Origin of the sequence: Microcoleus sp. Pol1C5 (assembly GCF_036701115.1) — a bacterium.
Classification (GTDB): Bacteria; Cyanobacteriota; Cyanobacteriia; order Cyanobacteriales; family Microcoleaceae; genus Microcoleus.
Genome location: NZ_JAUBQE010000016.1, coordinates 25,808 through 51,406, shown reverse-complemented (window position 1 = coordinate 51,406; position 25,599 = coordinate 25,808). Strand labels below are relative to the sequence as shown.

The 25,599-nt window shown below is 45.5% G+C and carries 26 protein-coding genes and 1 tRNA gene; 14 read left to right on the top strand and 13 right to left on the bottom strand.

Annotated features, from left to right (window positions below; all coding sequences use genetic code 11):
* Window positions 1-132 precede the first annotated feature (132 nt).
* Window positions 133-801, bottom strand: coding sequence for a hypothetical protein (locus tag QUA23_RS11325; RefSeq protein WP_333076067.1), 669 nt, complete (start codon window positions 799-801; stop codon window positions 133-135).
* Window positions 802-897: 96 nt separating this feature from the next.
* On the opposite strand from QUA23_RS11325, the gene QUA23_RS11320 reads away from it, so the two are divergent.
* Window positions 898-2,070: an IscS subfamily cysteine desulfurase gene (locus QUA23_RS11320; RefSeq protein ID WP_190739111.1), complete on the top strand. Its 1,173-nt coding sequence runs from the start codon at window positions 898-900 to the stop codon at window positions 2,068-2,070.
* Between the two features lie 133 nt (window positions 2,071-2,203).
* On the opposite strand, the gene QUA23_RS11315 is transcribed toward QUA23_RS11320, so the two are convergent.
* On the bottom strand, window positions 2,204-3,226 hold the full coding sequence (locus QUA23_RS11315; protein WP_445243490.1) for a glycosyltransferase family 2 protein: 1,023 nt from the start codon (window positions 3,224-3,226) through the stop codon (window positions 2,204-2,206).
* Between the two features lie 55 nt (window positions 3,227-3,281).
* A complete protein-coding gene (locus QUA23_RS11310) occupies window positions 3,282-4,034 on the bottom strand; it encodes a C40 family peptidase (RefSeq protein ID WP_333076066.1) in 753 nt (250 codons plus the stop codon).
* A gap of 108 nt (window positions 4,035-4,142) precedes the next feature.
* Here QUA23_RS11310 and QUA23_RS11305 point away from each other — a divergent pair, with 108 nt between their 5' ends.
* Window positions 4,143-5,081 (top strand): serine hydrolase, encoded by a 939-nt coding sequence (locus QUA23_RS11305; protein WP_333076064.1) that lies wholly within the window; start codon window positions 4,143-4,145, stop codon window positions 5,079-5,081.
* Between the two features lie 154 nt (window positions 5,082-5,235).
* Here QUA23_RS11305 and QUA23_RS11300 read toward each other — a convergent pair.
* The 4 genes from QUA23_RS11300 to alr all read right to left on the bottom strand — a co-directional run bounded on the left by QUA23_RS11300 (window position 5,236) and on the right by alr (window position 8,869).
* Window positions 5,236-5,324, bottom strand: a tRNA-Ser gene (locus tag QUA23_RS11300).
* 97 nt (window positions 5,325-5,421) lie between these two features.
* The gene (locus QUA23_RS11295; protein ID WP_333076062.1) at window positions 5,422-6,561 is read right to left on the bottom strand and encodes a patatin-like phospholipase family protein; all 1,140 of its coding nucleotides are present in this window, start codon (window positions 6,559-6,561) and stop codon (window positions 5,422-5,424) included.
* 47 nt (window positions 6,562-6,608) lie between these two features.
* On the bottom strand, window positions 6,609-7,457 hold the full coding sequence (locus QUA23_RS11290; protein WP_333076060.1) for a mechanosensitive ion channel family protein: 849 nt from the start codon (window positions 7,455-7,457) through the stop codon (window positions 6,609-6,611).
* Between the two features lie 209 nt (window positions 7,458-7,666).
* Window positions 7,667-8,869: an alanine racemase gene (gene alr / locus QUA23_RS11285; protein ID WP_333076058.1), complete on the bottom strand. Its 1,203-nt coding sequence runs from the start codon at window positions 8,867-8,869 to the stop codon at window positions 7,667-7,669.
* A gap of 134 nt (window positions 8,870-9,003) precedes the next feature.
* Between alr and QUA23_RS11280 the strand changes: the two genes are divergently transcribed.
* Window positions 9,004-10,584, top strand: a complete 1,581-nt coding sequence (locus QUA23_RS11280) for a peptidoglycan-binding protein (protein WP_333076056.1) — start codon at window positions 9,004-9,006, stop codon at window positions 10,582-10,584.
* A 95-nt stretch (window positions 10,585-10,679) separates the two neighbouring features.
* Here the strand turns inward: QUA23_RS11280 and QUA23_RS11275 are convergent, their stop codons facing one another.
* The 4 genes from QUA23_RS11275 to QUA23_RS11260 form a co-directional block, all read right to left on the bottom strand.
* Window positions 10,680-11,717 carry an S-layer homology domain-containing protein gene (locus tag QUA23_RS11275; protein WP_333076055.1) on the bottom strand — a complete coding sequence of 346 codons (1,038 nt, stop codon included), beginning with the start codon at window positions 11,715-11,717 and terminating at the stop codon, window positions 10,680-10,682.
* 182 nt (window positions 11,718-11,899) lie between these two features.
* Entirely contained in the window at window positions 11,900-12,781 is an 882-nt protein-coding gene (locus QUA23_RS11270; RefSeq protein WP_333076053.1) for a hypothetical protein, read from the bottom strand.
* Between the two features lie 132 nt (window positions 12,782-12,913).
* The gene (locus QUA23_RS11265; protein ID WP_333076052.1) at window positions 12,914-13,519 is read right to left on the bottom strand and encodes a DUF1517 domain-containing protein; all 606 of its coding nucleotides are present in this window, start codon (window positions 13,517-13,519) and stop codon (window positions 12,914-12,916) included.
* A 467-nt stretch (window positions 13,520-13,986) separates the two neighbouring features.
* Window positions 13,987-14,532 carry a hypothetical protein gene (locus tag QUA23_RS11260; RefSeq protein ID WP_333076051.1) on the bottom strand — a complete coding sequence of 182 codons (546 nt, stop codon included), beginning with the start codon at window positions 14,530-14,532 and terminating at the stop codon, window positions 13,987-13,989.
* 357 nt (window positions 14,533-14,889) lie between these two features.
* Between QUA23_RS11260 and rfbB the strand changes: the two genes are divergently transcribed.
* The 4 genes from rfbB to hpsJ-A all read left to right on the top strand — a co-directional run bounded on the left by rfbB (window position 14,890) and on the right by hpsJ-A (window position 18,769).
* A complete protein-coding gene (rfbB, locus tag QUA23_RS11255; RefSeq protein ID WP_333076049.1) occupies window positions 14,890-15,996 on the top strand; it encodes a dTDP-glucose 4,6-dehydratase in 1,107 nt (368 codons plus the stop codon).
* 387 nt (window positions 15,997-16,383) lie between these two features.
* Complete coding sequence (gene crtA / locus QUA23_RS11250; RefSeq protein ID WP_333076047.1) at window positions 16,384-17,235, top strand: cyanoexosortase A; 852 nt, start codon at window positions 16,384-16,386, stop codon at window positions 17,233-17,235.
* The gene (locus QUA23_RS11245) at window positions 17,235-17,903 is read left to right on the top strand and encodes a cyanoexosortase A system-associated protein (RefSeq protein WP_333076045.1); all 669 of its coding nucleotides are present in this window, start codon (window positions 17,235-17,237) and stop codon (window positions 17,901-17,903) included. The genes crtA and QUA23_RS11245 overlap by 1 nt, the downstream gene beginning before the upstream one ends.
* 185 nt (window positions 17,904-18,088) lie before the next feature.
* A complete protein-coding gene (gene hpsJ-A / locus QUA23_RS11240; protein ID WP_333076044.1) occupies window positions 18,089-18,769 on the top strand; it encodes an HpsJ-like protein, cyanoexosortase A-associated in 681 nt (226 codons plus the stop codon).
* 334 nt (window positions 18,770-19,103) lie between these two features.
* On the opposite strand, the gene QUA23_RS11235 is transcribed toward hpsJ-A, so the two are convergent.
* Together QUA23_RS11235 and rpaB are read right to left on the bottom strand one after the other, a co-directional pair.
* Window positions 19,104-19,751, bottom strand: a complete 648-nt coding sequence (locus tag QUA23_RS11235; protein ID WP_333076043.1) for a cofactor assembly of complex C subunit B — start codon at window positions 19,749-19,751, stop codon at window positions 19,104-19,106.
* A gap of 97 nt (window positions 19,752-19,848) precedes the next feature.
* Window positions 19,849-20,580 carry a response regulator transcription factor RpaB gene (rpaB, locus tag QUA23_RS11230; RefSeq protein ID WP_071587789.1) on the bottom strand — a complete coding sequence of 244 codons (732 nt, stop codon included), beginning with the start codon at window positions 20,578-20,580 and terminating at the stop codon, window positions 19,849-19,851.
* 164 nt (window positions 20,581-20,744) lie between these two features.
* Between rpaB and radA the strand changes: the two genes are divergently transcribed.
* The 7 genes from radA (at window position 20,745) to QUA23_RS11195 (ending at window position 25,512) form a co-directional block, all read left to right on the top strand.
* Window positions 20,745-22,301 carry a DNA repair protein RadA gene (gene radA / locus QUA23_RS11225; protein WP_333076042.1) on the top strand — a complete coding sequence of 519 codons (1,557 nt, stop codon included), beginning with the start codon at window positions 20,745-20,747 and terminating at the stop codon, window positions 22,299-22,301.
* Between the two features lie 45 nt (window positions 22,302-22,346).
* The gene (locus tag QUA23_RS11220) at window positions 22,347-22,583 is read left to right on the top strand and encodes a type II toxin-antitoxin system prevent-host-death family antitoxin (protein WP_333076041.1); all 237 of its coding nucleotides are present in this window, start codon (window positions 22,347-22,349) and stop codon (window positions 22,581-22,583) included.
* A 102-nt stretch (window positions 22,584-22,685) separates the two neighbouring features.
* Window positions 22,686-22,937 (top strand): DUF4258 domain-containing protein, encoded by a 252-nt coding sequence (locus tag QUA23_RS11215; protein ID WP_333076040.1) that lies wholly within the window; start codon window positions 22,686-22,688, stop codon window positions 22,935-22,937.
* A 13-nt stretch (window positions 22,938-22,950) separates the two neighbouring features.
* Entirely contained in the window at window positions 22,951-23,190 is a 240-nt protein-coding gene (locus QUA23_RS11210) for a DUF2283 domain-containing protein (protein WP_333076039.1), read from the top strand.
* Window positions 23,191-23,250: 60 nt separating this feature from the next.
* Entirely contained in the window at window positions 23,251-24,207 is a 957-nt protein-coding gene (locus QUA23_RS11205; protein ID WP_333076038.1) for a WD40 repeat domain-containing protein, read from the top strand.
* A gap of 46 nt (window positions 24,208-24,253) precedes the next feature.
* Window positions 24,254-25,111 (top strand): TIGR02587 family membrane protein, encoded by an 858-nt coding sequence (locus QUA23_RS11200; RefSeq protein ID WP_333076037.1) that lies wholly within the window; start codon window positions 24,254-24,256, stop codon window positions 25,109-25,111.
* Entirely contained in the window at window positions 25,108-25,512 is a 405-nt protein-coding gene (locus QUA23_RS11195) for a TIGR02588 family protein (protein ID WP_333076036.1), read from the top strand. The genes QUA23_RS11200 and QUA23_RS11195 overlap by 4 nt, the downstream gene beginning before the upstream one ends.
* Window positions 25,513-25,599 lie beyond the last annotated feature (87 nt).

Sequence of the window (25,599 nt, the reverse complement as noted above, 5' to 3'; positions counted from 1 at the left end):
AATTTACAATAGTTATGATATTTTTTTTCACAATTCTCATAACTTATAATTTGGAGAATGTGTTTTAGTTATATCGGTTCAATAAGCTGCCTATTGCTAGTGGGTAAGAGGCGCACGCAGCCGTGCACGCTACTAAGTTTTGCCATTTTTAAAATTAGCAGCGTTTCGATCTTGCAACTTTTTCATTTCTGCTTGAACTCCGACAGCTACCTGCAAAGCTTCGTTGAGCAATCGCCCTTGTTCGCTGGCTCGATCGCTAATTTGCAGGGCATTCAAATTTTTTAAGTTATTGGCAAACAATTCGGAGTTAGTAGCGACAAATTTTTTGTTTTCCCTAAGAATTCTTTCAGTTTTCAAAGCTCGAACTAAATCGTCTCTGATTAGTTGCAAAGCTTGAATAACTTTTGCGCGATCGCCGATTTTGACTTCCGCATTGCCAGCATCTTCTATCTTGTCATTAATTTCAATCGCTTTGATTATACCGTTATAGCGATCGACATCATCAAAAAGATTGATTAAATGTTGGTTTTGCCGACTGCACCAAATTTTCCAGGCATCCTCCAAGATTAAACCAACTATCGCAGTGAAGTGAAGGACGAACCACCACACATACGCCCTAGGAAATATCGCAACTAGCAGCCAACAACTGATTAGAACCAAAACAATTAAACCGACTGTTTTCAAAGCTTCGCGGGCAAACTTAGTCGCTGTCGGCGGCCGGTATACGCGATCGGGCCCGGCGCCTGTGAGGTGCTTGAGCTCACCGAGAGTAATTTCTAATCCCTGAATGTCAGCTCGCATAAATCTTCACAAATATTTCTTAAATATAAAGTTTTGTTGTAGAACAAAGGGCTCGTCTACAATAAACCTAACACTTTTTTCACCCAAAACTGCACTATGTCCGCACGTCCTATATACCTCGACAACCACGCCACAACCCCCGTAGATCCACGGGTACTTGATGCGATGCTGCCGTATTTCACCGAACAATTCGGCAACGCAGCCAGCATCAACCACGTCTACGGCTGGGAAGCAGAAGCAGCGGTAAAACAGTCACGACAAATCATAGCAGAAGCGATCAACGCCTCCCCAGAAGAAATTGTTTTTACCAGCGGCGCCAGCGAAGCAAATAACTTAGCGATTAAAGGCATCGCTGAAGCTTATTTCAGTAAAGGAAAGCACATTATCACAGTAAAAACCGAACACAATGCAATTCTCGACCCCTGTACCTATTTGCAAAAATTGGGGTTTGACATTACTGTTTTACCGGTGAAAAGCGACGGGCTGATTGATATAGGCGATTTGATCAAAGCGATTCGCGCCGAGACAATTTTAGTTTCAGTGATGACGGCTAACAACGAAATTGGCGTTATCCAGCCGATCGCAGAAATTGCTGCAATTTGTCGCGGAAATGACATTATTTTTCACACAGATGCGGCACAGGCGATTGGCAAAATTCCCCTCGACGTAGAGGAGATGAATATCGATCTAATGTCCTTGACAGCCCACAAAATCTACGGGCCAAAAGGGATCGGTGCTCTCTACGTGCGCCGCAACAAACCGAGAGTGCAGCTAGCGCCGCAAATGCACGGAGGAGGCCACGAACGGGGAATGCGATCGGGTACTCTCTACCCACCGCAAATAGTTGGGTTTGCCAAAGCAGTAGAATTGGCAATTGCAGAAATGCCGTCGGAAACAGAACGAGTGGTTAATTTGCGGCAGCGTTTGTGGGAAAAATTGAGTGAATTGGGCGATGTTTTTCTCAACGGTCACGCTACTAAGAGATTGCCGGGGAATCTCAATATTAGTGTAGCCGGGGTTGACGGTCAAGCGTTGATGTTGGGTTTGCAACCGGCGGCGGCAGTTTCTTCGGGCTCTGCTTGCACTTCCGCAAAAATATCTCCCTCTCATGTTTTAGCAGCGATCGGGCGATCGGACAAATTAGCTTACGCTTCAATTCGGTTTGGTATTGGCCGGTTCAATACCGAAGCAGAAATAGATGCAGTCGCCGAACACGCGATCGCAACTATTCAATCTCTCCGACAAGCTCAAAAAGTCAATCAATTTTAGATTTTAGATTTTAGATTTTAGATGGGAGAATTGAAGATTAGGAAGTAGTTTTGAGTTTTGAGTTTTAAATGATTTAACTTAAGACTCAAAACTTTTCCTCTTTTTATCAACGAGTACAATTGGTATCAACCCCTTACTTAGAACCAAACACCTCGCGCACCCGATAAATCGGTTTTCCCTGCGACTCGTGATAGGTCCGCATCATCACTTCCGCCAGCAAACCAAAACAAAATAACTGCACGCCCGTCAACAGCAAAACCACAGCCAAAATCAGCAAAGGACGATTGCCAATACTTTGACCAAAAGCCAATTTCAGAAATGTCAAATAAATTCCTAAAATCGTTCCTAACGTCATAGAACTCAGTCCCAAAAGTCCAAAAACGTGCATCGGTCGAGTCAGAAACTTTTTCATAAAAGAAATAGTTAACAAATCCATCAACACGCGAAAAGTGCGCCAAATCCCGTACTTACTTTGACCGAAACGGCGGGCGTGATGGCGCACCGGCAGTTCGGCAATTCTCGCCCCTTCAATAAACGCCAAGGCGGGCAAAAAGCGGTGCAATTCCCCGTAGAGATTCAAGTCTGCTACTAACTCAGATCTATAAGCTTTTAAAGAACAGCCGTAGTCGTGCAAAGTTACGCCTGTAACGCGACCAATTAACCAGTTCGCAATTTTAGAAGGAATCAGGCGGCTGATAGTATTGTCCTGCCTATTTTTCCGCCAGCCGCTAACTAAATCGTAGCCTTCATTTAACTTGGCCAACAATAGCGGAATATCAGCCGGGTCATTTTGCAAATCGCCGTCAAGGGTAACAATAGCACGGCCGCGAGCGCGATCGAAACCTGCGGACATGGCAGCAGTTTGCCCGTAATTGCGGCGCAAAATTACAGCACAAAGGTCATCGCGAGTGCTGGCTAACTGCTGGAGAAGTTCAGCAGAACCGTCCTTAGAACCGTCATCTACACAAATAATTTGATAGCTGAGTCCAGATGGTTGGATAGAAGATGCGATCGCCTCAATCAAATGAGGCAAACTTTCCACCTCATTATACACCGGCACCACCACCGAAACATCCAGAACAACCTCAGCCTCAGCTTGCTGTCTCGCCAATTTTTCCAAAAATAATGCAGCGTCCATTTCTTTGTTAGATAACATCAGTAATCATTAGTCATTGGTCATTAGTCATTAATCATTAGTTAACAGTCAACTGTCAACCGTCTACCGTCAACAAATAATGAGGTTGATAACTTGCCACAACTTTACCATATCCCCGCAATTGCTGGTAATAAGCTTGACTGACTTGATCCCCATCCTCCGACAAAACATCGATACCGATACCGTTGCGACCTTGTGCTTGTCCAGAACTGTGAATGTAGCGATTATCTCCGAGATACAATCCTACGTGAGTTGCTTTTTCGGGCGTACCAAAAAATACTAAATCCCCTGGTTCTAAAGCACTGATACTAACAGGTTTAGTAAAAGCTTCCTGCTGATAAGCATCCCTCGGCAACCAGATGCCTGCCGCCACAAAAGCCGCTTGCATCAAGCCCGAGCAATCATAATTCGGCCCGACTGTACCACCCCAAAGATAATAATTGGATTGGTTCATAGCCTCACGAGCGAAAGTAATTACTATTGGTAATTTTTCCTTGATTTCTGCTTCAGAAAGCACCAGAGGATGATACACTGTTTCTGTCGGATCGAGCAACTCAACATCTCGAATATCCAGCCATCCCGGATAATCATCTTCGCACAGCCGCACCATCACAGCCCTTGTATCCCCCTCAACAACCGAGTCTATGCCATTTCTCCGCCCCTTCATAAGCTGGGGGGGGTCAACTACTCGCAAATGTCGCCCCAGGGCTGCTTGAGTTGCCAATCGATCGCACTTTGGGGAATCGTAAATATTTATGTGCGATCGGGCTCGGTACTCCACAACATCCGATAATTGATAATTGGCCATTGCTAATTGCTCATTGTTTGCTGTTAATTGTTCGCATTTATTGTTCGCATTTAACGATAGATTGCCATTAGCTGCTAGCCGTTAACCGTTAAGCGTCAGCCATTAACCATGACATTTTTCCACAAAGACGAACAATTAGAAACCCTCGGCAGTAGCATTATAGACTCCGCATTGTCAAAATTTACAGGATTAAGTGGCGATCGTATAGCCATTACCTGGATAGTCTACGATCCGCCGGTGCGAGTCAATACAGGCGGCGCGCTGAGTCCAGAAGAATTTTGGAAGTATCAACCGCGAGGTTTTAGCGCTAGAGCTTCCGAACGAATTTATCCAGCCAGCATCGTCAAATTATTCTACCTCGTTGCCATCTGGGAATGGGCGCAAAAAGGCATGATTCAAACATCGCCAGAATTAGAACGCGCCGTCCGAGATATGATAGTTGATTCCAGCAACGACGCCACCAGTTTAGTAGTAGACGCCCTCACCGGCACCACCAGCGGCCCAGAATTATCACCCGCCCCCTTTGAAACTTGGAAACAGCAGCGAAACATCGTCAACCGTTACTTTCAATCATTAGATTGGCCGGAATTACAAAATATTAACGTCAATCAAAAAACCTGGTGTGACGGCCCCTACGGTCGCGAGCGAGCAGTTTTGGGAGAATTAATGGAAAATAGAAATATGCTGACTACAAATGCAGCGGCGCGTTTGCTGCACAGTATAATCGGCGGCGTAGCTGTTTCTGCCCAAGCATCGCAAGAAATGATGGGTTTAATGAAACGCAGTTTAGACCCAGCAGAATTAGAGGCAGATCCCGAAAATCAAGTAACGGGTTTTTTAGGCGGGGGATTGCCAGAATCAGCAAAATTGTGGTCAAAAGCAGGACTGACAAGCCAAGTTCGTCACGATGCTGCTTATATTGAAATAGCGGGTTTGCGGCCGTATTCGTTGGTTGTATTTACCGAGGGGAAAGAGAATAGCAAGAATGAAGAGATTTTGCCATTTATATCGCGGCAATTTGTCGAAGCGATGAAAGCACTTAATTAGATTTAGTAGTTGATTATTGCGGCTAGACTAGACTTGAATTGCAAAAATAATTGGGACGGGGTAGAAACCCATCCCACAAGAAAGTTTTGTGGGATGGGCTTCTACCCCGTCCAAAAATTTGATTAAAAGGAATTTTTTCCTAGAAACTCTAAAACGGAGAGGGAGGGATTTGAACCCTCGAAGGATGTTAACACCCTTAACAGATTAGCAATCTGCCGCTTTCGACCACTCAGCCACCTCTCCAAGATGACAGTAACTAACTATAGCACACACATCTTATTTTTGCCAACCCCTAATTGAAAAATTCCTCAATCCCTTACTCTGTATACTTTTCGCGACCTCACCCTCCAGCCTCTTCCCCAAAGCCCCTAGCCTTCAAGTGCTTCTCCCAACTAAAATTGGAACTCAAAAAGAACCTCTTAGTATACAAATACCCCAAGCGGTACAAGTGAGCCTTGCGATCGCCATCGAGATTAAAGTCCGTCGTCGTCACCCTAGCTTCAGTCACATCAATATTAATCACCCTGCCTTTATCCATTTCCCGCTGGTGATAGCGGTCTCTTGCTTTCATCATCGTTCTGAACATCGCCGCCAGCATCGACAGCGGAGTATCAATCTTAGCTTTAGTCTCAATTCCGGTATCGACTAATCGAAACCCAAAGGTAAACCAGCGCGGCATAGGGGGAGTCGAACCGACGGATTGTTTGTCATAAATCCACAGGGGGAAATTGCTCAAAATTCCGCCATCTACAATTAAGTCATCGCCGAGTTTTCCCGGTTCAAAAAATAGGGGAATACTCATCGACAACCGCACAGCTTCAGCTACGCTAAAATCTTCGGGATTTGCGAGTCGCAACTGCTGGTATAAAGCATCGGAATCTGCCGATTCCTGCCGTCGCAAGTCATCGGGAATTACCAACATTTCACCGCGAGAGAGGTTGGATATTACTACTTTTAATTCCCTGTCTTTTACGATTTGTTTGACATCGGCAAAAGTGTGCAAGTTACCTCGACCGAGCATTGTTTCCAGCCACTGCCGGAACGGTTGCGCCGAATATTCTCCCATCTGACGGCTAACTGTTAAGAAAAGTAGAGTCCAAGCAGGAGATTGCAAGTCGTCGGCGGGGTCGCCGTTTAAAATTAGAGGACTGTTTTTTTGAGTTAAAAATATGCTGTAATCGAGCTGTCCTAAAATTTCCTCTAAATCATCAATTGACAAGTCGGTTGCCAATACTGCGGCGGTAATTGCACCTGCTGAAGTGCCTGCCAATTTTCGCCACCGGATGCCCAAATCGCTACAGCACCTGAGTGCTCCTAAAAATGCAACTCCGCGCACGCCACCGCCTTCAAAAACCCCATCGGCATAGATTTGACCGTTTTCGTCGGGAGGCGGAAATTTGCTGAGAATTGTTTGTTTCTCGGTTGCGGTGATTCTGACACCGGGTTCTTGCAAAATTTGCTGCGGATACCACTTGCTCATGGGAAATACCTCCGATAAATTTTGGGTTTTAGATTTTAGATTTATATCTATTGTTCTTGATTGTTGTCGGCTTCCATTGCCTCTTTGACGTATTGTTGAACTTGCGATCGCACTTGTTCGTAGGCCACCGACGCGCACCAAGGTCGGAGAGATAAAATAGTTGTATCGGGAGTAATCTCGGCCACCAAACAAGTCGGGGGCGGATTCTCCAGCACCAGCGGGTGAGAGTGGGCAATTTCTAATAACTCAGCTACAGTTGGACGAATTGGCCGATCGCCAATATCAATCTTCAAGTCTACTCGCCTCGTTCCCATTGCCGTTGTATTTTTCAATGTACCGTTAAACAACTGATTGTTCGGGACAATAATTTTTATCCGATCGTCTGTCACCACGGTTGTTGAAAAAATCCCGATACTGTCCACCACTCCCTTAACATCCCCAGCTTCGATCCCATCTCCGACTTCAAAGGGGCGCAAACTAATCAACATTACCCCAGCAGCAAAGTGCGACAAAGTATTTTGCCACGCCAAACCAATGGCCAAACCCGCGGCACCCACCACCGCAACCACACTGGTAGTTTGAATTCCCAACTGACTCAAAGCGGCGACTACTCCCACTACCAAAATCGTAATTTCAGCAGCTTGAACTAAGAATTTCCGCAGCGTGGCTTCGGTGCGACTCAGTGCTCGGCGAGTCACGCGGCCCGCAAAGCCGATCGCAAATCGCGTAATTAACAAAATGCCGATCGCCCACAGCAGTTGAGGTACAATTTTAAACCCCAATTCTACGAATTTTTTCGAGAATTCTTGGGCTACTTCCAAGGCTTGTGTTCTTTCTGCATTTAGCTGAGAATAGAAGGTTTGAGCTATGGGTAAAAACTTCTGAATAACTGTCATATCAATTGGGAATTGGGAATTGGAAATTGAGAATTGCAGTATCAGTCTTATCGCTTATTACGAGAGTCCGACGGGGGTTGAAAACCCCTGTCTCATAGCGGAAGTCCTCTAAAAGAGGACTAAAATCGATAATTTTATCCTTCAAACTCTTGAGTCGGTTTAAACTACTTTTGCTATGAGGCAGGGGTTTAAACCCTGCCGGACTACTGTTAATAGTGTACTGCTACGCGGGGCAATCGGTGTTTAAAACTGCAGAGAATTTCCCACGAAATAGTTCCTAAAATTGCCGCCCAATCGTCAGCAGTAATTTTATTTTCGCCATCTTTGCCCAACAGCGTCACCACTTCGCCGACTTCTAAATTGGGAATATGGGTTACATCCAGCATTAACTGATCCATCGTCACAGCTCCCACTTGCCGCACGAACTGACCCCGGACTAAAACCTGCATTTTATTAGAAAGATTGCGCGGAATGCCATCTGCATAGCCGATACCAATTACGGCAATCTGTGTCTGGCGCTGAGCTATAAATTGATAGCCGTAACTGACGCCGGTTCCTGCTTCAATTGTTTTCACCTGCGTTACCCTAGCTTTTACCTGCATTGCGGGCTTCAAGTTGGCGATCGACTGCAAGTGAGGTGCTGGATAAAGACCGTAGGTAGCTAAACCGACTCGCACTAAATCGTAGTGCAAAGCCGGGTCAGCGAGGGCGGCAGCAGAGTTTGCCAAGTGGAGGCGAGGGGGGGTAATTCCTGCTATTTTAATTTGCTCGATCGCCTGTTGAAACCGCTGGTGCTGCTCTCTCATAACTGCGGGGTCGGGACTATCTGCTGTCGCCAAGTGAGAGTAAATACTGGCTAATTTTAAATTGGGCAACCGCTTGACTAATTGCACAAATTCTGTAGCTTCTTGCCAGGGCGTTCCCAAGCGAGACATTCCGGTATCTAACTTAGCGTGAACCGGCAAAGATTGGTTCAGATCTGCGAGAACTTCCGAAAAAATTAGTGCTTGTTTGGCAGTACAAATAGTGGGCTGCAAGTGCCAATGGGCGATCGCCTTTACCTGTTGGGCTGTATGGGTTGCCCCCAACAGCAAAATCGGCGCTTCTATTCCAGCTTCTCGCAATTCTATTCCTTCGGGAATTGTCGCCACTCCCAGCCAACTAGCACCTGCTTGCAATGCTGTTTGACTGACTGCAACAGCACCGTGACCGTAAGCATCCGCTTTCACAACTGCCATCAGTTCTGTGTGGGGAGATAAGAGCTTTTTAAGCTGTTTTACATTGTGAGTTAAAGCTGCTAAATCGATTTCTACCCAAGCCCGCTGGCAAAGCCCCCCGTTATCGTCCCACAGCAACGTCTGGCGGGATTCTTTTGTCGTTGATTCTGCGGTTGTTTGTTCCCCACTCCACATTGTCGATCGCTCCTACTTGCTTACACCATTAAAAACTGCTTGGAGATTTTACTCTAAGTTTGATTATAATAAGATTCTCTCTTTCATCAAAGTTAACTGGTGTATCATAGCACCAAAAATACCCGGTAAAAACTATGGACGGACTGGCCTACCTACATTTAGCTGAAACTTGGGAAACGGCTGCGGGTCAAACTCGATCGACCCACTCAAAAAGGCACCTGAATTTAGCCTCTTCTGCTTTACTTTTCTTTACGATCGCTCTCACAATTTTCAATTTAGTCAATCCCGCACTCGCCATCAAAAAAGGTGATTCAGGCCCGGAAGTAGCCGAACTCCAGAAAACTCTACAAAACGCAGGCTATTTTCGCGGTAAGGCTACAGGATTTTACGGTTCTCTCACCCAGGCTGCTGTGAAAAAGTTTCAAGCAGAGAACAACCTGAAAGTTGACGGAATTGTCGGCCCTAAAACCTTGTCAGCACTGAAAGGTAAGCCGGAAGAGGCGAGTATTGAAGCTGCGGAAAAAATCGCGCCCAATATCGATCGATCTTCGCCATCTCCTAGCGCCACCGAAAACACAAACGAACTCGAAGATCAAACTCAAACTCAGACCCAAGAACCTCTATTTCAAGAACCCTCTTTGCCGCCCTTTAAAACTGAAAATTCCGAGGATCAAGAAAGTGAGTTGCCACCCACAAAGCTCGTAAATCCTCCCGATAATACTCAAGGAAAAATGACGTTGAAAAAAACCATTTACGGTAACATATCGCCAAAATCAATAGTTTATTCGGGAGCGGGTTTGTTTTTTGCTCAAAACATGATGTACCGCCACACAATCACAGTTTACGACAGGAACTTTAAATTAGTCAAGACTATTCCCGATACAGTAAACTTGTCGAAGTTCGGCTTTTCTAAATTCAAAGGCAATTATAAAGGCTCTCCCGTAGAAGCTGCTTTTTCAACCGATGGCAAATATGCCTACGTCTCCAACTACAAAATGTACGGTTCCGGGTTTAGAAATCCGGGAACCGACAGGTGTTCTCCAGCGGCAAAACACGACCAAAGTTTTCTGTACCGCATCAATACCCAAACTTTGACAATAGAAAAGGTAATTCCTGTAGGTGCAGTTCCGAAATTCAATGCTGTTTCGCCTGACAATCGCTTCGCGCTCGCTAGCAATTGGTGCAGTTGGGACTTGAGCGTGGTTGATATCAATAAAAATCTCGAAATCGAGCGAGTGAAACTGGGTGCATATCCTCGGGGTATTGTTGTTACTCCCGACTCAAAAAATGCCTATGTTGCCATCATGGGTTCTTCCGATATTGCGAAAGTGAATCTCATCGACTTTTCGGTAGAATGGCTGAAGAATATTGGCAATGCGCCGCGTCATTTGACGATCGACCCCAATGGAAATTATCTTTATGCCACTTTAAATGGTGAAGGAAATGTGGCAAAAATTGACCTAAAAACGGGTAAAGTGGTAGATAAAGTTTCTACAGGAAAAGCACCTCGAAGCATGACAATTTCCGATCAGGGACAACTGCTTTATGTGGTCAACTATTTCTCGAATACTGTTAGCAAGGTTAGGACGAGCGATATGAAAGTGCTGCAAACAGTGAAGGTTAATTCAAGTCCGATCGGGATTACTTACGATCCGGAAACTAATCAGGTTTGGGTAGCTTGCTATTCGGGCAGTATTATGGTGTTTCAAGATTAATTTAGCTGCTTCGTAGTGAAGGCTTCAGTCCTTACTACAAACAATAACGATTAAATGTTATTGTGGGGCGGGCTAGGAGCAACGCCCCTAAAATATTATTTGGGCAACTTTAAAGGCTTCACAACATACTGTGAAGACTTAGCAGGTACTTTGCCGTTTTTGGCCATAGCTTGGTAAATCATGGCTGCGACTTCAGCACGAGTTGCTGTTCTATTAGGCTGCAAAAGTGTGCGCTTCGGGTGGTTAACAACAATGCCAGCTTCTGTGGCTGATGCTACTTTGTTAGCTGCCCATTTCGGTACCTTTGCCCTATCTGTATAAACTTGTAAAGTTTTGGTTGCTCTTGTTGATGGTTTCAGGCTCAAACCGCTCGCTAAAGCTGCGATTACTTCGACACGCGGAATCTGTTTTTCGGGACGGAACTCATTGTTTGGGTATCCTTTAAGATATCCAGTTTTGACGGTGTGGTCGATCGCAGGAGCTACAGGGCTTTTGTCTTTTACGTCTTTAAAATCAATCGGTTTTCGGATCGGCTCTTTGTCGTCGGACATTCGTTGAATTAAGCGCGCTAGTTCGGCTCGCGTCATCGGTTCGTCGGGGCGAAATTTGTTGTCGGTGGACTCAGCAAAAATTTTCCGATCGACTAAAGCGACAATGAACGGACGCGCCCAATATTTGTCTGGAACATCTGAGAATCTAACGGGCCCAACTTTGGGTTTATCGGCTTTGGGTTTATCGGTTTTCGGTTTGGTAATTGCTGGATCGGGAGTCGATGGCGCAATTGCCTTGTTGGGAGGAACAACGATTACACCCACCGGAGGATTTTGCGGTAAAATCGGTCCTAAAGGTGCCACAGGTGCGACTTCCCGTTCTGAGGGAATCAGGGTTGTAGCGGGCGATCGCAAATCGGAACTTGGCGATTCGGGTGTTAATATTCCCGGGCTCGCGGGTGTGACAGCAGGTTGAGAAAAAACGGCTGGAAATTGCCAATTTCTGGCATTCAATCGATCGGGATTTTTACCTGTTACCCAAAATAAAATTGCTCCCATCGTGCCGAAGGCAACCAAGATCGCAATCAATTCATCCAATCCTAGAGGATTTCTTTCCCCTGACGGGGGTTGTGAAGAAGACATATTGTCACCTACATACCAATGTAGAAATTAAATCACATATTTTTTGGGTCTGGGGGAAACAGAGAAGACTAAATCAATTATTCCAAAGTTTTCATTCTCCCTACCTGCGGCTGCATGACATCGGGAGAATATATAAAATCAACTTTTACCGATGTCAGTTGCTGATTTTTGCCATCTTCAACTCAGCGCCTTCTACTCCCGAAAGAGCGAGTCCGACTCGGTTGACGAGAATTCCTGCCACTACCAAAACTTGGCTGCCGCTTGTATTGATTTTGACGTTGCTGCGGCGATCGCCTCAAAGTGCTGCCACCGTAACCCGAACCGGTCGATCGATTGCCATTTGGCCGTGCTGAGGGTCTTACTGGCTGGTTATATGTAGGCGAGCGCAAGCGGCCGGTCGTCCTTAAAACTTGACGGTTTCTCACAGCCGGAGGCGGAGTTCGATACCGAGTTTGATATTGGTTAACAGCTTGGCCGTAAGTATTGCCATAGCCGCCATATCCTGTCATAATTCCCGGTTGATACACTGGCGGCATATAATATTGCGGTCTAAATAACAAACTGCCGATCGCCTGACCGGCTATAGCCCCAGCAAACGGCGCCCAGAAGCCAGATTGCTGCCGCACTACTACGGTTTGTGGCTGACCTGTTTGAGGGTTATTGACAGTTTCAGTAACGTTGTGAACGTACTCAATTTTAAAATCTTCTGTCAAATGCAAAACCGCTTGATTGTTATTCACATTTAGATAACTTTTCTTGCCTGCTGATATTTCTTCATCCGTTAACCGAGCCATTTGCAAATCCGTAGTGCGGTAAACTGGGGGACTGCCGGGGGGAGTATTCAGCAACATCAAACTGTATTCGCCATCCGCATCGTCGTAGGTAGCTTGCTGTACAGGATATTGACCTTGACTTAAGTTATTATTTGGTGCAGGACGCACTGTGTTAATATTTGGATTGCCAGCAGGATTTGTCGAAGTTTGTCTACTAGGAGAACCGCAGGCGGTTGCCGTCCATACAAAAGTTAAAGCCATGAAATAAATTGTCAGTCTTCGCAGCATCATAAATAGTAATTTTTAATTTTTAATTTGTAATTTGGCATGGGTTGTTTTATAATTGCTCCGGCTTCCTTCTTCCCGACATCAGTTACATCAATTACACCCGTTACTGAATCCGTTGCCGAACTTCTTCCTTCCTTAAAGGGGAATAAGTTCGGGGAAATTGATCAACACTTGGTCATTGGTAAGTTCGTCTCCCAACTGTGCGGGAGAAAAGTGAACTTGCACAGCTCGGAGCCTTTCTTGGTAATGTAAATTAATCAGGGCTTTTAAACCGACTTTCAGCGCGCTGATGTCAGCTAGGTCAGTTTCTAGGGCAGGAACTTCGCCTTCATACGCAACTGTCAGCATCACCACCACATTTCTAGTTACAGGCAAAGACAAGGGGGAATTTTTATCGTAAACAGATGTACTGTATTGAGGCTCGCTGAGATAGCGCTCGGCTGAATCCGTGAAAAGTTCATCCACATAATCGCCGGCTTCGCCTTCATTCCAAAAAATATCGCCTTCATTGGCGGCTGCTTGCCAGTAGTTATCGTACTGCAACAGGTGATTGCAAATTTCTACAAGACCTTCTCCTAAAACTGCTATGTCGCCATCGCCATCAATTGCTTGTCTGGCGGTGCGGTTGAGAACTCCTAACAGCGGTGCAACTTCTTCGCCTGTTAAGTGAACGAACACCCGGCAAACTGCCAGTCGAGTTTTACCTGTAAATTGATTGAATCGATCGCGCCAAGCATTCATAATAACCTATAGTTGTAATCTGTAGGGCTATATTTCCCACCATAGCAGGGGATTTGAACTCTTGCCGTCTACCCTCAGATTGATCTGAAGAGTATTTTTAGCGATCGCCTAGGCAGCGTACTGTCTCGCTTTGACTCATCTAATTTTATAGCAGTTTTCCATCGGATCAAATACAGTTAAATTACAGTAGGAAAACCGCACAGCCTTGTCCTGACTGGGAGCAGCGATTTTTAATAATTGCTATGAGATTGATGATGGTAGCAAGACTTTTTTTAATTGATATTAATTCAGCGCTCGTTTGCTTAGCCGGAATATGATATTGTGTGCTATCGATTCATCTGTCTATTGTTGGCAGTGCTTAGCGATCGCCATGACAAGAAATTGTAGGGGTAGATAATTTCAACTCAAAAAACCTCCAATCTTGCAAGATTGGAGGTGCGCTAAGCGAATACGTTGGTTTGAGATAACTATTTGACGATCGCGCTTTGGACTTGTTCGATCGCAATTTCAGAACTCAACTCAGCAACTTGTGAAACTGGCAAATCCAGCTCGCCGCCCGGAGCTTCTGGGTGTTCCCGAACGGCTGCAACCGCATCTGCTGACTCAGCTACAGCACCCGCCGCCGCCAAATCGAGCAACGCCGGAACTTCCATGTGTCCAGAAACACCTGCATCTGCGATCGGATCGATCGACTCTTCAAAAACTTCAAAATTATCGGTCATCGCAGCGCAAGCAGCAGAAGCGCGCTTGCCGGCGCGGTAGCTCATGTAGGCCGCACCTGCGCCCCCAAGCCCAGCCAAACCGAGGAAACCGAGAGCTGCTGTTTTGTAAGATTTCCACGGATTCATGCGCTCCGAGCCGCCGGAACCTAGGATTGTTGTCGCAGAACCAGATTTAGCCGCCCCAGATTTGCTGTAGGAACAGGGGTAAGCAGATGCAGCGTCACAAACAGCGATACTGCTTGCGATCGCGACAACGGAAGCAATGCCAGCTAACACTTGAAACTTCTTCATGGTGCTCTGGAGATTGTAAAGGATAATTAAAAAATTAATGGTAACAGCTCTTTACAAATGTATCAACTCTGCGCGCCACCCATATCGAGGATCGATCGCAAAAGTCAGCTATAGCCTCACGCAATTCTAATTTAAATTTGCCAGCTTAAAAATTTGCAATGCTTGCTTTGTAAGCGTTTCGGCAAAAAAAAAGGTAGAAGTTAAACTTTTGTGAACCAATACTTCGATCGCGCCCAACTTAGAAAATCTGAGGTGAGACACTAGAAAATTTAGTTACAGACTGGCAAACACTTGGTGACAAACTACTTTTAAGGCTACTTTTGTAAAGGCTTAGTTATTGGAATAACTCTTATTTTTATGACAGACAACGCGACTCAAGGCATTGAGCGAGATCCTCGCCGATTGTTGGTGACGGGCGGGGCTGGATTTATCGGCTCAAATTTTGTGCATCACTGGTGCAGCACCTATCCGGGCGATCGAGTAATCGTACTCGACGCTTTAACCTACGCCGGAAACCGACAAACCCTGGCAACTTTGGAAGGAGGCGAAAATTTTCGGTTTGTGCAGGGGGATATTTGCGATCGTACCTTAGTCGATACCTTGCTCAAAGAAGAAAACATCACCACAGTCGCGCACTTTGCCGCAGAATCCCACGTTGACAGGTCAATTATCGGGCCTGCAGCCTTTGTTCAAACAAACGTTGTCGGAACCTTCACGCTTTTAGAAGCCTTCCGCAAGCATTTTGAAGCAATTGACGATCCCTCTTTCAAAGCACAAATGCGCTTCCTCCACGTTTCTACCGACGAAGTTTACGGCAGTCTCGGTCCTGATGACCCAGCCTTCACAGAAACAACTGCCTACTCGCCCAACAGTCCCTACTCAGCCTCCAAAGCTGGCAGCGACCACCTCGCCCGCGCCTATTTCCACACCTACGGCGTCCCGACAATTATCACCAACTGTTCCAACAATTACGGCCCCTATCACTTCCCAGAAAAGCTCATTCCATTAATGTGCATCAATATGCTATTGGGCAAACCGCTGCCAGTATACGGCGACGGTCAAAACGTGCGAGATTGGCTCTACGTTCTCGACCACTGTCGCGCTTTAGATGCCGTTATTCACCGTGGTCAGCCTGGGGAAACCTACAATGTTGGCGGCAACAACGAGGTAAAAAATCTCGATTTAGTAAAAATGCTGTGTCAGCTAATGGACGAATTAGCTGAGGATTTACCCGCCCGTCCTTGCGAACAATTAATCACATTTGTCAAAGACAGAGCCGGGCACGATCGGCGTTATGCTATTGATGCCAGCAAAATTAAAACAGAGTTAGGTTGGACTCCCTCAGTAACCGTTGAAGAAGGTTTGCGGCAGACTGTAGAATGGTACTTAGCCCATCGGGATTGGTGGGAACCCCTGCTTTCGGAGGAATATCAAACTTACTACCGGAAAGTCTACTCTAATTAATCTACTCTTGGACGCACTGGCTACCAAAAACCAGCACCGGTAAAAAACTGGTTTTCAAGCTCAAGAGTGCGTCCAATAAAGGTTTCTGTCTTGCCTTCAAGCTTTACATTTAAACTCCCGGCGCAGAAACCGGGTTAGAGAAAGGAAAATTTTTAGTTGAGTGCGATCGATCAGAGTTAAAAAACCTGTTTTCTTTAATCTTTGCGCCTAACTTCAGATTTAATTAGGGGGACGTAATTATCACACACATTCGCCCTTGTCAATCATTGTGAAGATTTAGTTAAAAATCATCCGAAACGCATAAATGCAAGTGTTTGTAGCTGATAATTTTAATAGAGTTACAAGATTAAGCATTTTAGAAGCTTTTAGGAAAAACAAAAAGCACCAATGACCGAAATAAACTGGCTCAAGCACGTCCAAGAACCTAAATACTGGCTGTTAGGCATCGCCTCCGGTTTGATTGCCATACACCTAACTCTAACTTCCAGAACAAACGACACAGACCTGTTTGGTACAATGTTACTGTTTTGGGGAGTCGTAGCATTTCTCATTTGGGAAAGGCACGAATCCTTAACTTTTGAAAGCGGAGTTTTTGCCAGCTTCTTTGGGTCATCGTTAATTGCTTTAATATTGCTCAAAAGTTCGTCCATATCTGGATACGACTTTTTTATCCGAGCAACGCCTTTTTTGTCGGGAATCAGTCTCGCATTGCTGGCTTCCGGCACAAAAGGAGTAAAACAATATAGGCAGGAACTTCTAATTCTTGGCTATACAGCTATTCCTCCAGGATTGATCGGAGTATTCGTTGATGTCGCCCTATTAACAGCAAAATTTTCAGCTTTCCTCCTCCACTATCTAGGATTTGAAGTGGTGCGAAAAGGGGTTTTTCTAATCCTGGAAAATGGCAGCGTGGAAGTGTATCACGGCTGTTCTGGCGTAAATGCGATGTTACAATTGTTAGGACTAGCTCTGGTTTTCTTACTGATGTTTCCTACCACTACGGGTCAGAAAATGGTATTGCCATTCGTGGCCATAATTACTGCATTTCTAGTTAATGCCGCGCGAGTTGCTATCATGGCAGTGCTGGTATCGCTATCTCAACCCGAAGCATTTAAATACTGGCACGAAGGAAATGGTTCGGTAATATTTTCTATGATTGCTGTATTTATTTTCGGGTTATTCTGCTGGTTTGCAATTTTGAAAGACCAACCCCAAAATAAGGAAGGACAGAATTTCTAATGGCTATTACATCTTGGAAACCACTTAGGCTTTCCCTGTTGGCTGTTACTTTGGGAGGGGTTTTGTTGGTTGCCGGAAAATTGGTTTTCTATCCATCGGACGGCAAGAATGTGGCAACCCCGTTTGAGTTTCCCGAGTCGGTGCCTCTAGCCGATTGGAAACTAAACAAGAGCGCGCTTCTGGAAATTAAGGAAAATTCAGAATTCAAAGCTGCCAGGAAATATGAATATCAAAAAAATAGCATGGGTCTAGAAATAGAGATGCGCTATGCGGTAGACAGCATTGGGGATGTGGAAGGTATGATGAAGGGACATACTGTTCTGAAGTCGAATCCTGGTAAACTAGCATTGGCAAACACTCAAGGCGCGGGGTTTCACGGACTTTTGCAACAGCAAAATCGACTGTATTTGAGTTCATGTATCAATCCTCATGGCAGTCCTACAGTAACTTCCCAACAGTTTAGATATAATCGAAATACTCGCGATTGGCAGCCAAACCGTATTCTGTTTTGGTTGTTGGGTAGGGGAAATATTCAAGACCGGCGCTGTTTGTGGACTCAGATGTCTGTGCCTTTGGATAAAACAACTCCAGAAGATGCCAAAAAAATTCTAGAGAATGCTTGGGTTTCTTGGTATGGGTGGTGGCAGCCGCGATTTCCCGAGCCTTGAGTCGAGTCAGTGGATTTTAGATTTTAGATTTTAGATTTTAGCTTTTAGATTTACTCCACAGGTGAATCTGGAAGCTGGAACAAGAGTCTAAAATTTTTGATTCTCTATGACTGTTGTCGGGGGCCTGTATCCGTTATTGGGCGGGGTCAAGAGAGATTTTTCTTAACAACAACTCTGATTATTTTATGAATGACTTACAAGGCGAACAAGGTTTTTCTATCTACAGACTGCGTTGGATTGGCTACGGTCTATTAATTTTGTCTGTATTAGATACGATTGCAGTTCTTATACCAGCAAATTTTGGCAATCGCCTCTGGGAATTGCAGACGATTGGGGCAGTAGTGGAACGGGTTCCCGTTCCACTACTGGCAATGGCGCTGATATTTTTTGGAGAAGGGTACGATCGCAGAGGTTTGGAAGACGTTTTTTTGAAGGTTTTGTCTTGGGTTTGTCTGCTGCTAGGTCTAGTTTTTCTGTTGATGCTGCCTTTGGGAATTTTTGGCACTATCTATGTCAACAACCAAAACAACCAGCAAATTACTACTCAAGCAAACCAACAATTAGCTCAGTTGCAGCAGGTGGAAGATCGGCTAAAGAAGGGTAGTCCTGAAGATTTAAGGAATTTGGCGGGGGAACTTACTCGTTTGGGGGTACAAGCGGATACGCAAAACCCACAGCAATTGAAAGAGCAAATTCTTTCGAGAATTACTCCGGCTAAGGAACGGTTACAGACGCAAAGTGCTGCGGTTCAGCAAAGTCAGCGTGTGGGGTTATTTAAAAATGCTGTTAAGTGGCTGCTCGGCGCGCTGATTTCTAGTGTTTTGTTTTTTACTCTGTGGCGCGGTACTGACTGGGCTCGCGAGTAGTTTTGAGTTTTGAGTTGCGATTTGTGAGCTAGTAAGGTGCGCCTAGCGCACCCGGAGATTCTTGTTGAGGACTAAGGTGCGCCCTGTACACGCAGCCCGCGTCTTGGTGGTTAAGAAGACCCTCAAACCCTGGAAATTTCGTTGGGGGGAGCGCTGGCTCTTCTTCTTTTCAAAAGATATCGGTAATAAATCTTGTTTATTGCCGATAGCCAACACCGAGAATGAGGCAAATCGGTCGTTAGCGCAGCCCTCGAAGAGGATCGCACCTTGACAGCGCTGGCATTGTGAAATCCACAATCTCAAATCTCAAATCCACAATCCACAATCCACAATCTCAAATCTCAAATCGATTGATGGTATTTTCTAGTTTGTCGGCAATGCCCTCAACCCAGTTTTCATCTTGTTTTGTATAGCTGCGGGGTGCGTTAGCACCTAAAATTAAAACGCCTTGGGTGCCGATCGGCTGACAGATAACTCCTTGAGTATTTTCTGGCAAATAGTCAAATTCTATTCTACCAGGATAAATATTGAGATTTACTAAATAAACAGGTTTATTTTTGTCGAGCACTCGCTGCAATATCGGCCCTGGTTTGACTTCGGGATTGATGCCTAAAATGCCACGCCGCAATAGGACTTTTCCCTGATACACAATTACGATCGACCTTGTGGCGGTATTTGTCAACAGCAAACGCGACGCCCAAGCTAATTCTATTTTCACAGCCTCAGGCAAATCCGGCGCAAATTCAAAACCTTCTTCGCCGATAAGTTTTACGGAATCGGGCGATCGCGCTTGCACCTGCTGCCACAGCAAACCTGTTAAAATCAGCAGAGCGCTGATAATTACTCCCAAAGCGTCCGATCGAGCTTGAGAATCTGTGATTTGCTCTGTCAGCAAGCGGTTGACCATTAGCAGCGTACCTGCTAATCCTCCTGCAACTAAGGGCAATTGCCGCAAAACTTTATTAGGATCAGATTTAGTCATTAGTCATTAGTCATTAGTCATTAGTCATTAGTCATTGGTAATTGGTAGTTGGTAATTTAACTAATGCCAACTGCCAACTGCCAATTGCCAACTGACTTTATCCTACTTCTCCAATTTCGACAATTCGCTGGAACAGATAGCCGGTGCCGCGGGCGGTGAGAATTAATTCGGGATTGCTGGGGTCGTCTTCCAACTTTGCCCTAAGCCGCGAGATGTGAACATCCACTACGCGGGTGTCTACGTGGCGTTCTGGCGTGTATCCCCACACTTCCTGCAAAATTTCCGATCGCGAAAAAGGCTCTCCAGAACGGCTGACAAGCAGTTCTAACAGGCTAAATTCCATGCCCGTGAGCCGAATTCGTTCGTCGCCTTTGTAAACTTGGCGCTTGTTGGTGTCAATCCTAATATTGGTGACGTGGATGACTCCGGAGCTGGGAATTCCCGATGCTCCGTTTTTGTCCACCCTCCGCAGTACCGAACGGATGCGGGCTTCGAGTTCTTTGGGAGAGAAAGGTTTGACGACGTAATCGTCGGCGCCCAATTCTAAACCGGTGATGCGATCGGCTACGTCTCCCAAAGCGGTTAGCATGATGATGGGCACGTCTGACTCTTTACGCAACTCCTGACAGACGCCGTAACCGTCTAGCTTCGGCATCATCACGTCCAAAACCACTAAATCTGGTTCGGTGTTGCGAAATGTTTCGAGAGCTTCTTCGCCGTCAGCAGCGGTGACGACATCGTAGCCAATCATGGAAAGGCGAGTCTCCAGAATGCGGCGGATACTGGCTTCATCATCGACTACCAGAATTTTTTCTTTATGGTTTTCCAAGTTACCGAGCACTCCTTAAGTTACATTTCAGATAATGTTAATTTTTTGTACCCTATCATAGAAGACACGAATTGAATCATGTGTGGAGATCGGTCTGAAAGCTTGATAATTGCTTTAACTCAGACTTTTCTAAATGTTAGGGTGACTATTTATCATAGTAAACAATGCCTAAGCCTCGAATACAATATATTTGTCGGGAATGCGGGTATGATTCACCACAATATTTTGGCAGGTGTCCTAGCTGTCAGAAGTGGGATTCTTTTGACGAGCAGTTAGAACAACCTACTGCTGCTGTGTCGCGGGCGGGTTTAACAGGGGTGACAACTAAGACAGTGGGCGGTTCGCCCCCTGATAAGTCGAAGGGTCAACCAAGGGTATCTTTCAGATTATCGCAGATTTCCGACCAAACTCAGTCTCGCTGGCCTTCTGGTTACGGGGAGCTCGATCGAGTTTTGGGAGGCGGGATTGTTCCCGGATCGCTGGTGTTGATTGGGGGGGAACCGGGAATCGGGAAATCGACGCTGCTGTTACAGGTGGCGAATATGTTGGCCCGCAAGGATCGGATACTGTATGTCAGTGCGGAGGAGTCCGGCCAGCAGGTGAAGTTGCGATCGCAGCGTTTGGGCGTGGCTAATCCGGTTGAATTGTCAAGCAACGGCGGGCATAAATCTGGCAGTAACGGGGAAGCTAAAAAGGATTCGGAGGACAATTCAGCGGAGAATTTCTATTTGCTTCCAGAGACGGATTTAGAAGTTGTTTTGCGGGAGTTAGAAGCGCTGAAACCGAATGTAGCGGTGATTGACAGCATCCAAACTATTTATTTTGCTAGTTTAACATCGGCTCCGGGTTCGGTGGCTCAGGTGCGGGAATGTACGTCTGCTTTGATGCAGGTTGCGAAAAGGGAAAATATTACTTTATTTATTGTCGGTCACGTTACGAAAGATGGAGCTTTGGCGGGGCCGAGGGTTTTGGAACATTTGGTAGATACTGTACTGTATTTTGAGGGCGATCGCTTTGCTTCTCATCGACTTTTGCGATCGATGAAAAACCGTTTTGGCGCGACTCACGAAATTGGTGTTTTTGAAATGGTAGCCAACGGTTTGCGAGAAGTAGATAATCCGTCGGAGTTGTTTTTAGGGAATAGAGATGAATTTTCTCCCGGTACTTCGACGACTGTTACTTGCGAAGGAACTCGACCGATTTTAGTGGAAATTCAGGCGTTAGTCAGCCCTGCAAGTTTTGGTTCGCCGCGCCGCACTACTACTGGTGTGGACAATGCTAGATTGCAGCAAATTTTAGCTGTTTTGGAGAAAAGGGTGGGGATTCCTTTATCTAAATTAGATGTAATTTTGGCGACGGTGGGCGGGTTGAAAGTGGATGAACCGGCGGCGGATTTGGCAGTTGCGATCGCCGTTGTGGCCAGTTTTCGCGATCGGGTGGTTGATGCACGCACTGTTTTGCTTGGGGAAGTGGGTTTGGGGGGACAGGTGCGGCCGGTTTCGCAATTAGAGTTGCGGCTGAGGGAGGCGGCGAAATTGGGTTTCAAAAGGGCGATTATTCCTAAGAATCAACCGGTGCCAGATTTGGGGATGGAGATTATTCCGGTGGCGAAGGTAATCGATGCAATAATTGCGGCGATTCCGGCTACTCCCGCTCAGTTGCAGCCTGGTGATTTAGAGTTTCAGCCTGTGGATTTGGAGGAAGAGGATTTATCTAATTGAGTTAGAATGGTGATGTTGTAGATTGATATTAAGGATGCACAAGTTATGTATATAGTAGACATTATTGAGGCTAAAGAAAAACTTCTGGAATTAATCGAAGCGGCGATGAGAGGGGAAGAAGTTTCGATTAGTAAAGATAATCAGCATGTTGTAAAATTGGTAGGGATACCGCCAGTTAATAAGAAGCGGTGGCCATCCAAAGCTGGGAGTGTTAAAGGTATGGTTTGGATGTCTGATGATTTTGACGAACCGCTAGAAGAGTTTAAGGAGTATATGGAATGAGGTTGTTGTTGGACACTCATGCCTTTATTTTGATGCTTATGCGTGGCTGTGGTGAATTAAGTTAGTGCAAAAATAAAGAGGCAAAAAGGAGGTAATAGCAACGTGAGCGTTAGATTACATCCCCATGCTCAAGCACGATTGATTGAGCGAGGTGCAACTGAGGCAGAAGTAATTGCTACTGTTGAAAGTGGCACAACTTTTCCGGCTCAATTTGGCAGAACCGGATTTAGGCGCAACTTTTCCTTTAATGCTGAGTGGCAGGGAAAAGTTTATGCTATGAAGAAAGTGGAGGCGATCGCAGCTAAGGAAGGCGAAGACTGGATGATTATCACTGTAATTGTCAAATTCTTTTGAGCAGGAGGTTCCCGTGAAACTGACTTACGATCCGAGATACAACGTAGCTTATATATACCTGCAAGAAAAAACCGCACAGGTAAAAACTATCCAGGTTAGCGAGCAAATGAATGTGGATATTGCCCCAGACGGTACTATTTATGGAATTGAATTACTTAATGCCAATCAACAATTAGGAGCGGATAGTCAAGGAAAACTGATTGTTGTCAACGAAGCTTTAGGAGAATATTCCGAAATTCAGCTTGCACTTTAATGGCATTTAAAATAATCAGTAAAAATGTGGTTGCTGGATGAATGCTAGGAGTAATATCAAATGATTCAAACTAACTGGCAATGCGTACACACCCTTCACGGGCATTCATGTTCGGTAACTTCTGTTGTCATCACTCCCGACGGACAGACTGTAGTTAGCGGAAGTGCTGACAGCACAATTAAGCTGTGGAACCTCAACACAGGTCAAGAACTTCACACTTTATCAGGACATTCACAAGGGGTTAGATCCATTGCCCTCGCCCCTGATGGACAAACTCTTGCTAGCGGCAGTAAGGACAAAACTATCAAGCTTTGGAATCTCAGCACTAAAGAGGAAATTTACACCATCACCGGACATTCAGACATAATTACTTCTGTAGTTATCAGCCCCGACGGGAAGACTCTGGCAAGTGCCAGTGAAGACACAACTATCAAACTTTGGAACCTTAGAAATGGAGAAGAAATTCGGACTTTAAAGTGGCCAGTAGAAGTATTTTATAGTTTGGATATTTTATTCAGCCCTGACGGAAAGATTCTACTTAGTAGCAGTGCAGATGATTATGTTTCTCTAAGTGCAGTAGCTTTTAATTTAACCACTGGAGATGAAATCTGGACCAAGAATTGGCAGGAGGGTATGGCTACTGTTTATGCCACTGATGTCAGCCCCGATGGAGAAACATTTGCGACTTTGCACTGTTCAGGAAATATCAACCTGTGGAATCTGTACACAGGAACAGAAATCTATAGTCTTCCGAAAAATTCAATGGGGGACTACTACTTAGTTTTTAGCCCGGATGGCAAAATTATCGCAACTGGTGGATGGGGGGATTCTGACAGCGAAGATGATGGTAGCGAACCCGGAACGATCGAACTTTGGAATCTAGAGGCTAGAGAGAAGATTTGCACTCTTTTAGGACACACATGGGGAGTTTACTCTGTGGCTTTTAGCCCGGATGGGGAGACTCTGGTTAGTGGAAGTGATGAAAAGACTATCAAGATTTGGCAAAGAGATTTATAAGCACGGGAAATTTTGTATAATTTTTAATGGGCCTTTTAACTGAAAAATGAACCAGAGAAAAAAACAGCGTAAAAATCCGTGGTCAAATGAGCTAAACGACATCATTCGAGGCGCATCTGGCGGCTTTTTATTCGGGATTCCCCTGCTTTATACGATGGAGGTTTGGTGGATCGGTTCGCATACTAAACCAGCGGAAATGTCGATCGCGATCGCAACTACTTTTATCGTCGTTTTCTTGCTGACTCGCACTGAAGGTTTTCGCAAAACTAAGGACATCCGCTGGCTAGATGCTGCAATCGATACCGTAGAAGCGATCGCCATCGGCATTGTCTGCGCGGCTTTTGTCCTGTTTTTGCTCAGGGAAATTACTCCGGAGACTCCGCTGCAAGAAACTTTGGGGAAAATCATATTTGAAGGCCTGCCGTTTGCCTTGGGAGTTGCTCTAGCAAGCGGTTTCTTGAGTGGCGATCGCTATCAAAGCTCAGACAGCGAAAAGGAACCTACCATCAATCCAACTGTAGCAGATATCGGCGCTACTTTAATCGGCGCGATGATCATTGCTTTCAACATCGCCCCAACTGACGAAATTCCCATGCTAGCGGCAGGTATTTCACCGCCTTGGCAATTAGCAATTATCGCTGCTTCGCTGCTAATTTCCTACGGTATTGTATTTGTAGCAGGCTTTACTTATCAAGCCAAACGGCAGCAACAGCAAGGGATTTTTCAGCGTCCCCTCAGCGAAACTGTCATGGCATATTTAGTGTCGCTGGCGGCTTCTGCATTTATGATGTTTTTCTTCCAAAAACTGAGTTTTGACGACCCGTGGTCGATTTGGTTGAGCTATACGTTAGTATTAGGATTGCCGGCCACTATTGGCGGCGCGGCGGGGAGGTTGGCGGTATGAGTGAAAGTAATAACGAACAGCAACCAAAAAGAACTTTTGCTGAATGGGCGACATTTGCGATCGCCTGCTCGATCCTTTTTACCCTCACCGGGCTCGTACTCTACAACTGGGTGACTAAAAAGCAGGAACCTCCGATTCTTTCTGTCACTCGGAACACGCCTATTCGCGAAACTCAAGGGCAATTTTACGTACCGTTTACAGTAACAAACACGGGCGGGGAAACGGCAGAATCAGTGCAAATTATTGCAGAACTGCGCGTCAACGGCGAAGTCTTGGAATCCGGCGACCAACAAATTGATTTTTTGTCAAGCGGCGAAACTCAAGAAGGAGCTTTTATCTTCAGCCGCGATCCGCGTCAAGGTGAGTTGATTGTGCGATCGACCAGTTACAAACTGCCTTAGTAGTGCTAAAAAAGTAATGATACATTGTAGTGATGTACAAAATGTTAGATGGCACGGTTGTGATTTTCTAGCGATTATGATGAAAAA

Coding starts and splice junctions, on each gene's coding strand:
- QUA23_RS11265 (WP_333076052.1), bottom strand. CDS start 13,519: ATGAATGCTTGGCGCGATCGATTCAATCAATTTACAGGTAAAACTCGA.
- QUA23_RS11310 (WP_333076066.1), bottom strand. CDS start 4,034: ATGGCCAATTATCAATTATCGGATGTTGTGGAGTACCGAGCCCGATCG.
- alr (WP_333076058.1), bottom strand. CDS start 8,869: ATGTGGAGTGGGGAACAAACAACCGCAGAATCAACGACAAAAGAATCC.
- QUA23_RS11280 (WP_333076056.1), top strand. CDS start 9,004: ATGGACGGACTGGCCTACCTACATTTAGCTGAAACTTGGGAAACGGCT.
- crtA (WP_333076047.1), top strand. CDS start 16,384: ATGACCGAAATAAACTGGCTCAAGCACGTCCAAGAACCTAAATACTGG.
- QUA23_RS11220 (WP_333076041.1), top strand. CDS start 22,347: ATGTATATAGTAGACATTATTGAGGCTAAAGAAAAACTTCTGGAATTA.
- QUA23_RS11195 (WP_333076036.1), top strand. CDS start 25,108: ATGAGTGAAAGTAATAACGAACAGCAACCAAAAAGAACTTTTGCTGAA.
- QUA23_RS11305 (WP_333076064.1), top strand. CDS start 4,143: ATGACATTTTTCCACAAAGACGAACAATTAGAAACCCTCGGCAGTAGC.
- rfbB (WP_333076049.1), top strand. CDS start 14,890: ATGACAGACAACGCGACTCAAGGCATTGAGCGAGATCCTCGCCGATTG.
- hpsJ-A (WP_333076044.1), top strand. CDS start 18,089: ATGAATGACTTACAAGGCGAACAAGGTTTTTCTATCTACAGACTGCGT.
- QUA23_RS11315 (WP_445243490.1), bottom strand. CDS start 3,226: ATGTTATCTAACAAAGAAATGGACGCTGCATTATTTTTGGAAAAATTG.
- QUA23_RS11325 (WP_333076067.1), bottom strand. CDS start 801: ATGCGAGCTGACATTCAGGGATTAGAAATTACTCTCGGTGAGCTCAAG.
- QUA23_RS11295 (WP_333076062.1), bottom strand. CDS start 6,561: ATGAGCAAGTGGTATCCGCAGCAAATTTTGCAAGAACCCGGTGTCAGA.
- QUA23_RS11320 (WP_190739111.1), top strand. CDS start 898: ATGTCCGCACGTCCTATATACCTCGACAACCACGCCACAACCCCCGTA.
- QUA23_RS11275 (WP_333076055.1), bottom strand. CDS start 11,717: ATGTCTTCTTCACAACCCCCGTCAGGGGAAAGAAATCCTCTAGGATTG.
- QUA23_RS11270 (WP_333076053.1), bottom strand. CDS start 12,781: ATGATGCTGCGAAGACTGACAATTTATTTCATGGCTTTAACTTTTGTA.
- QUA23_RS11260 (WP_333076051.1), bottom strand. CDS start 14,532: ATGAAGAAGTTTCAAGTGTTAGCTGGCATTGCTTCCGTTGTCGCGATC.
- QUA23_RS11205 (WP_333076038.1), top strand. CDS start 23,251: ATGATTCAAACTAACTGGCAATGCGTACACACCCTTCACGGGCATTCA.
- QUA23_RS11290 (WP_333076060.1), bottom strand. CDS start 7,457: ATGACAGTTATTCAGAAGTTTTTACCCATAGCTCAAACCTTCTATTCT.
- radA (WP_333076042.1), top strand. CDS start 20,745: ATGCCTAAGCCTCGAATACAATATATTTGTCGGGAATGCGGGTATGAT.
- QUA23_RS11235 (WP_333076043.1), bottom strand. CDS start 19,751: ATGACTAAATCTGATCCTAATAAAGTTTTGCGGCAATTGCCCTTAGTT.
- QUA23_RS11245 (WP_333076045.1), top strand. CDS start 17,235: ATGGCTATTACATCTTGGAAACCACTTAGGCTTTCCCTGTTGGCTGTT.
- QUA23_RS11200 (WP_333076037.1), top strand. CDS start 24,254: ATGAACCAGAGAAAAAAACAGCGTAAAAATCCGTGGTCAAATGAGCTA.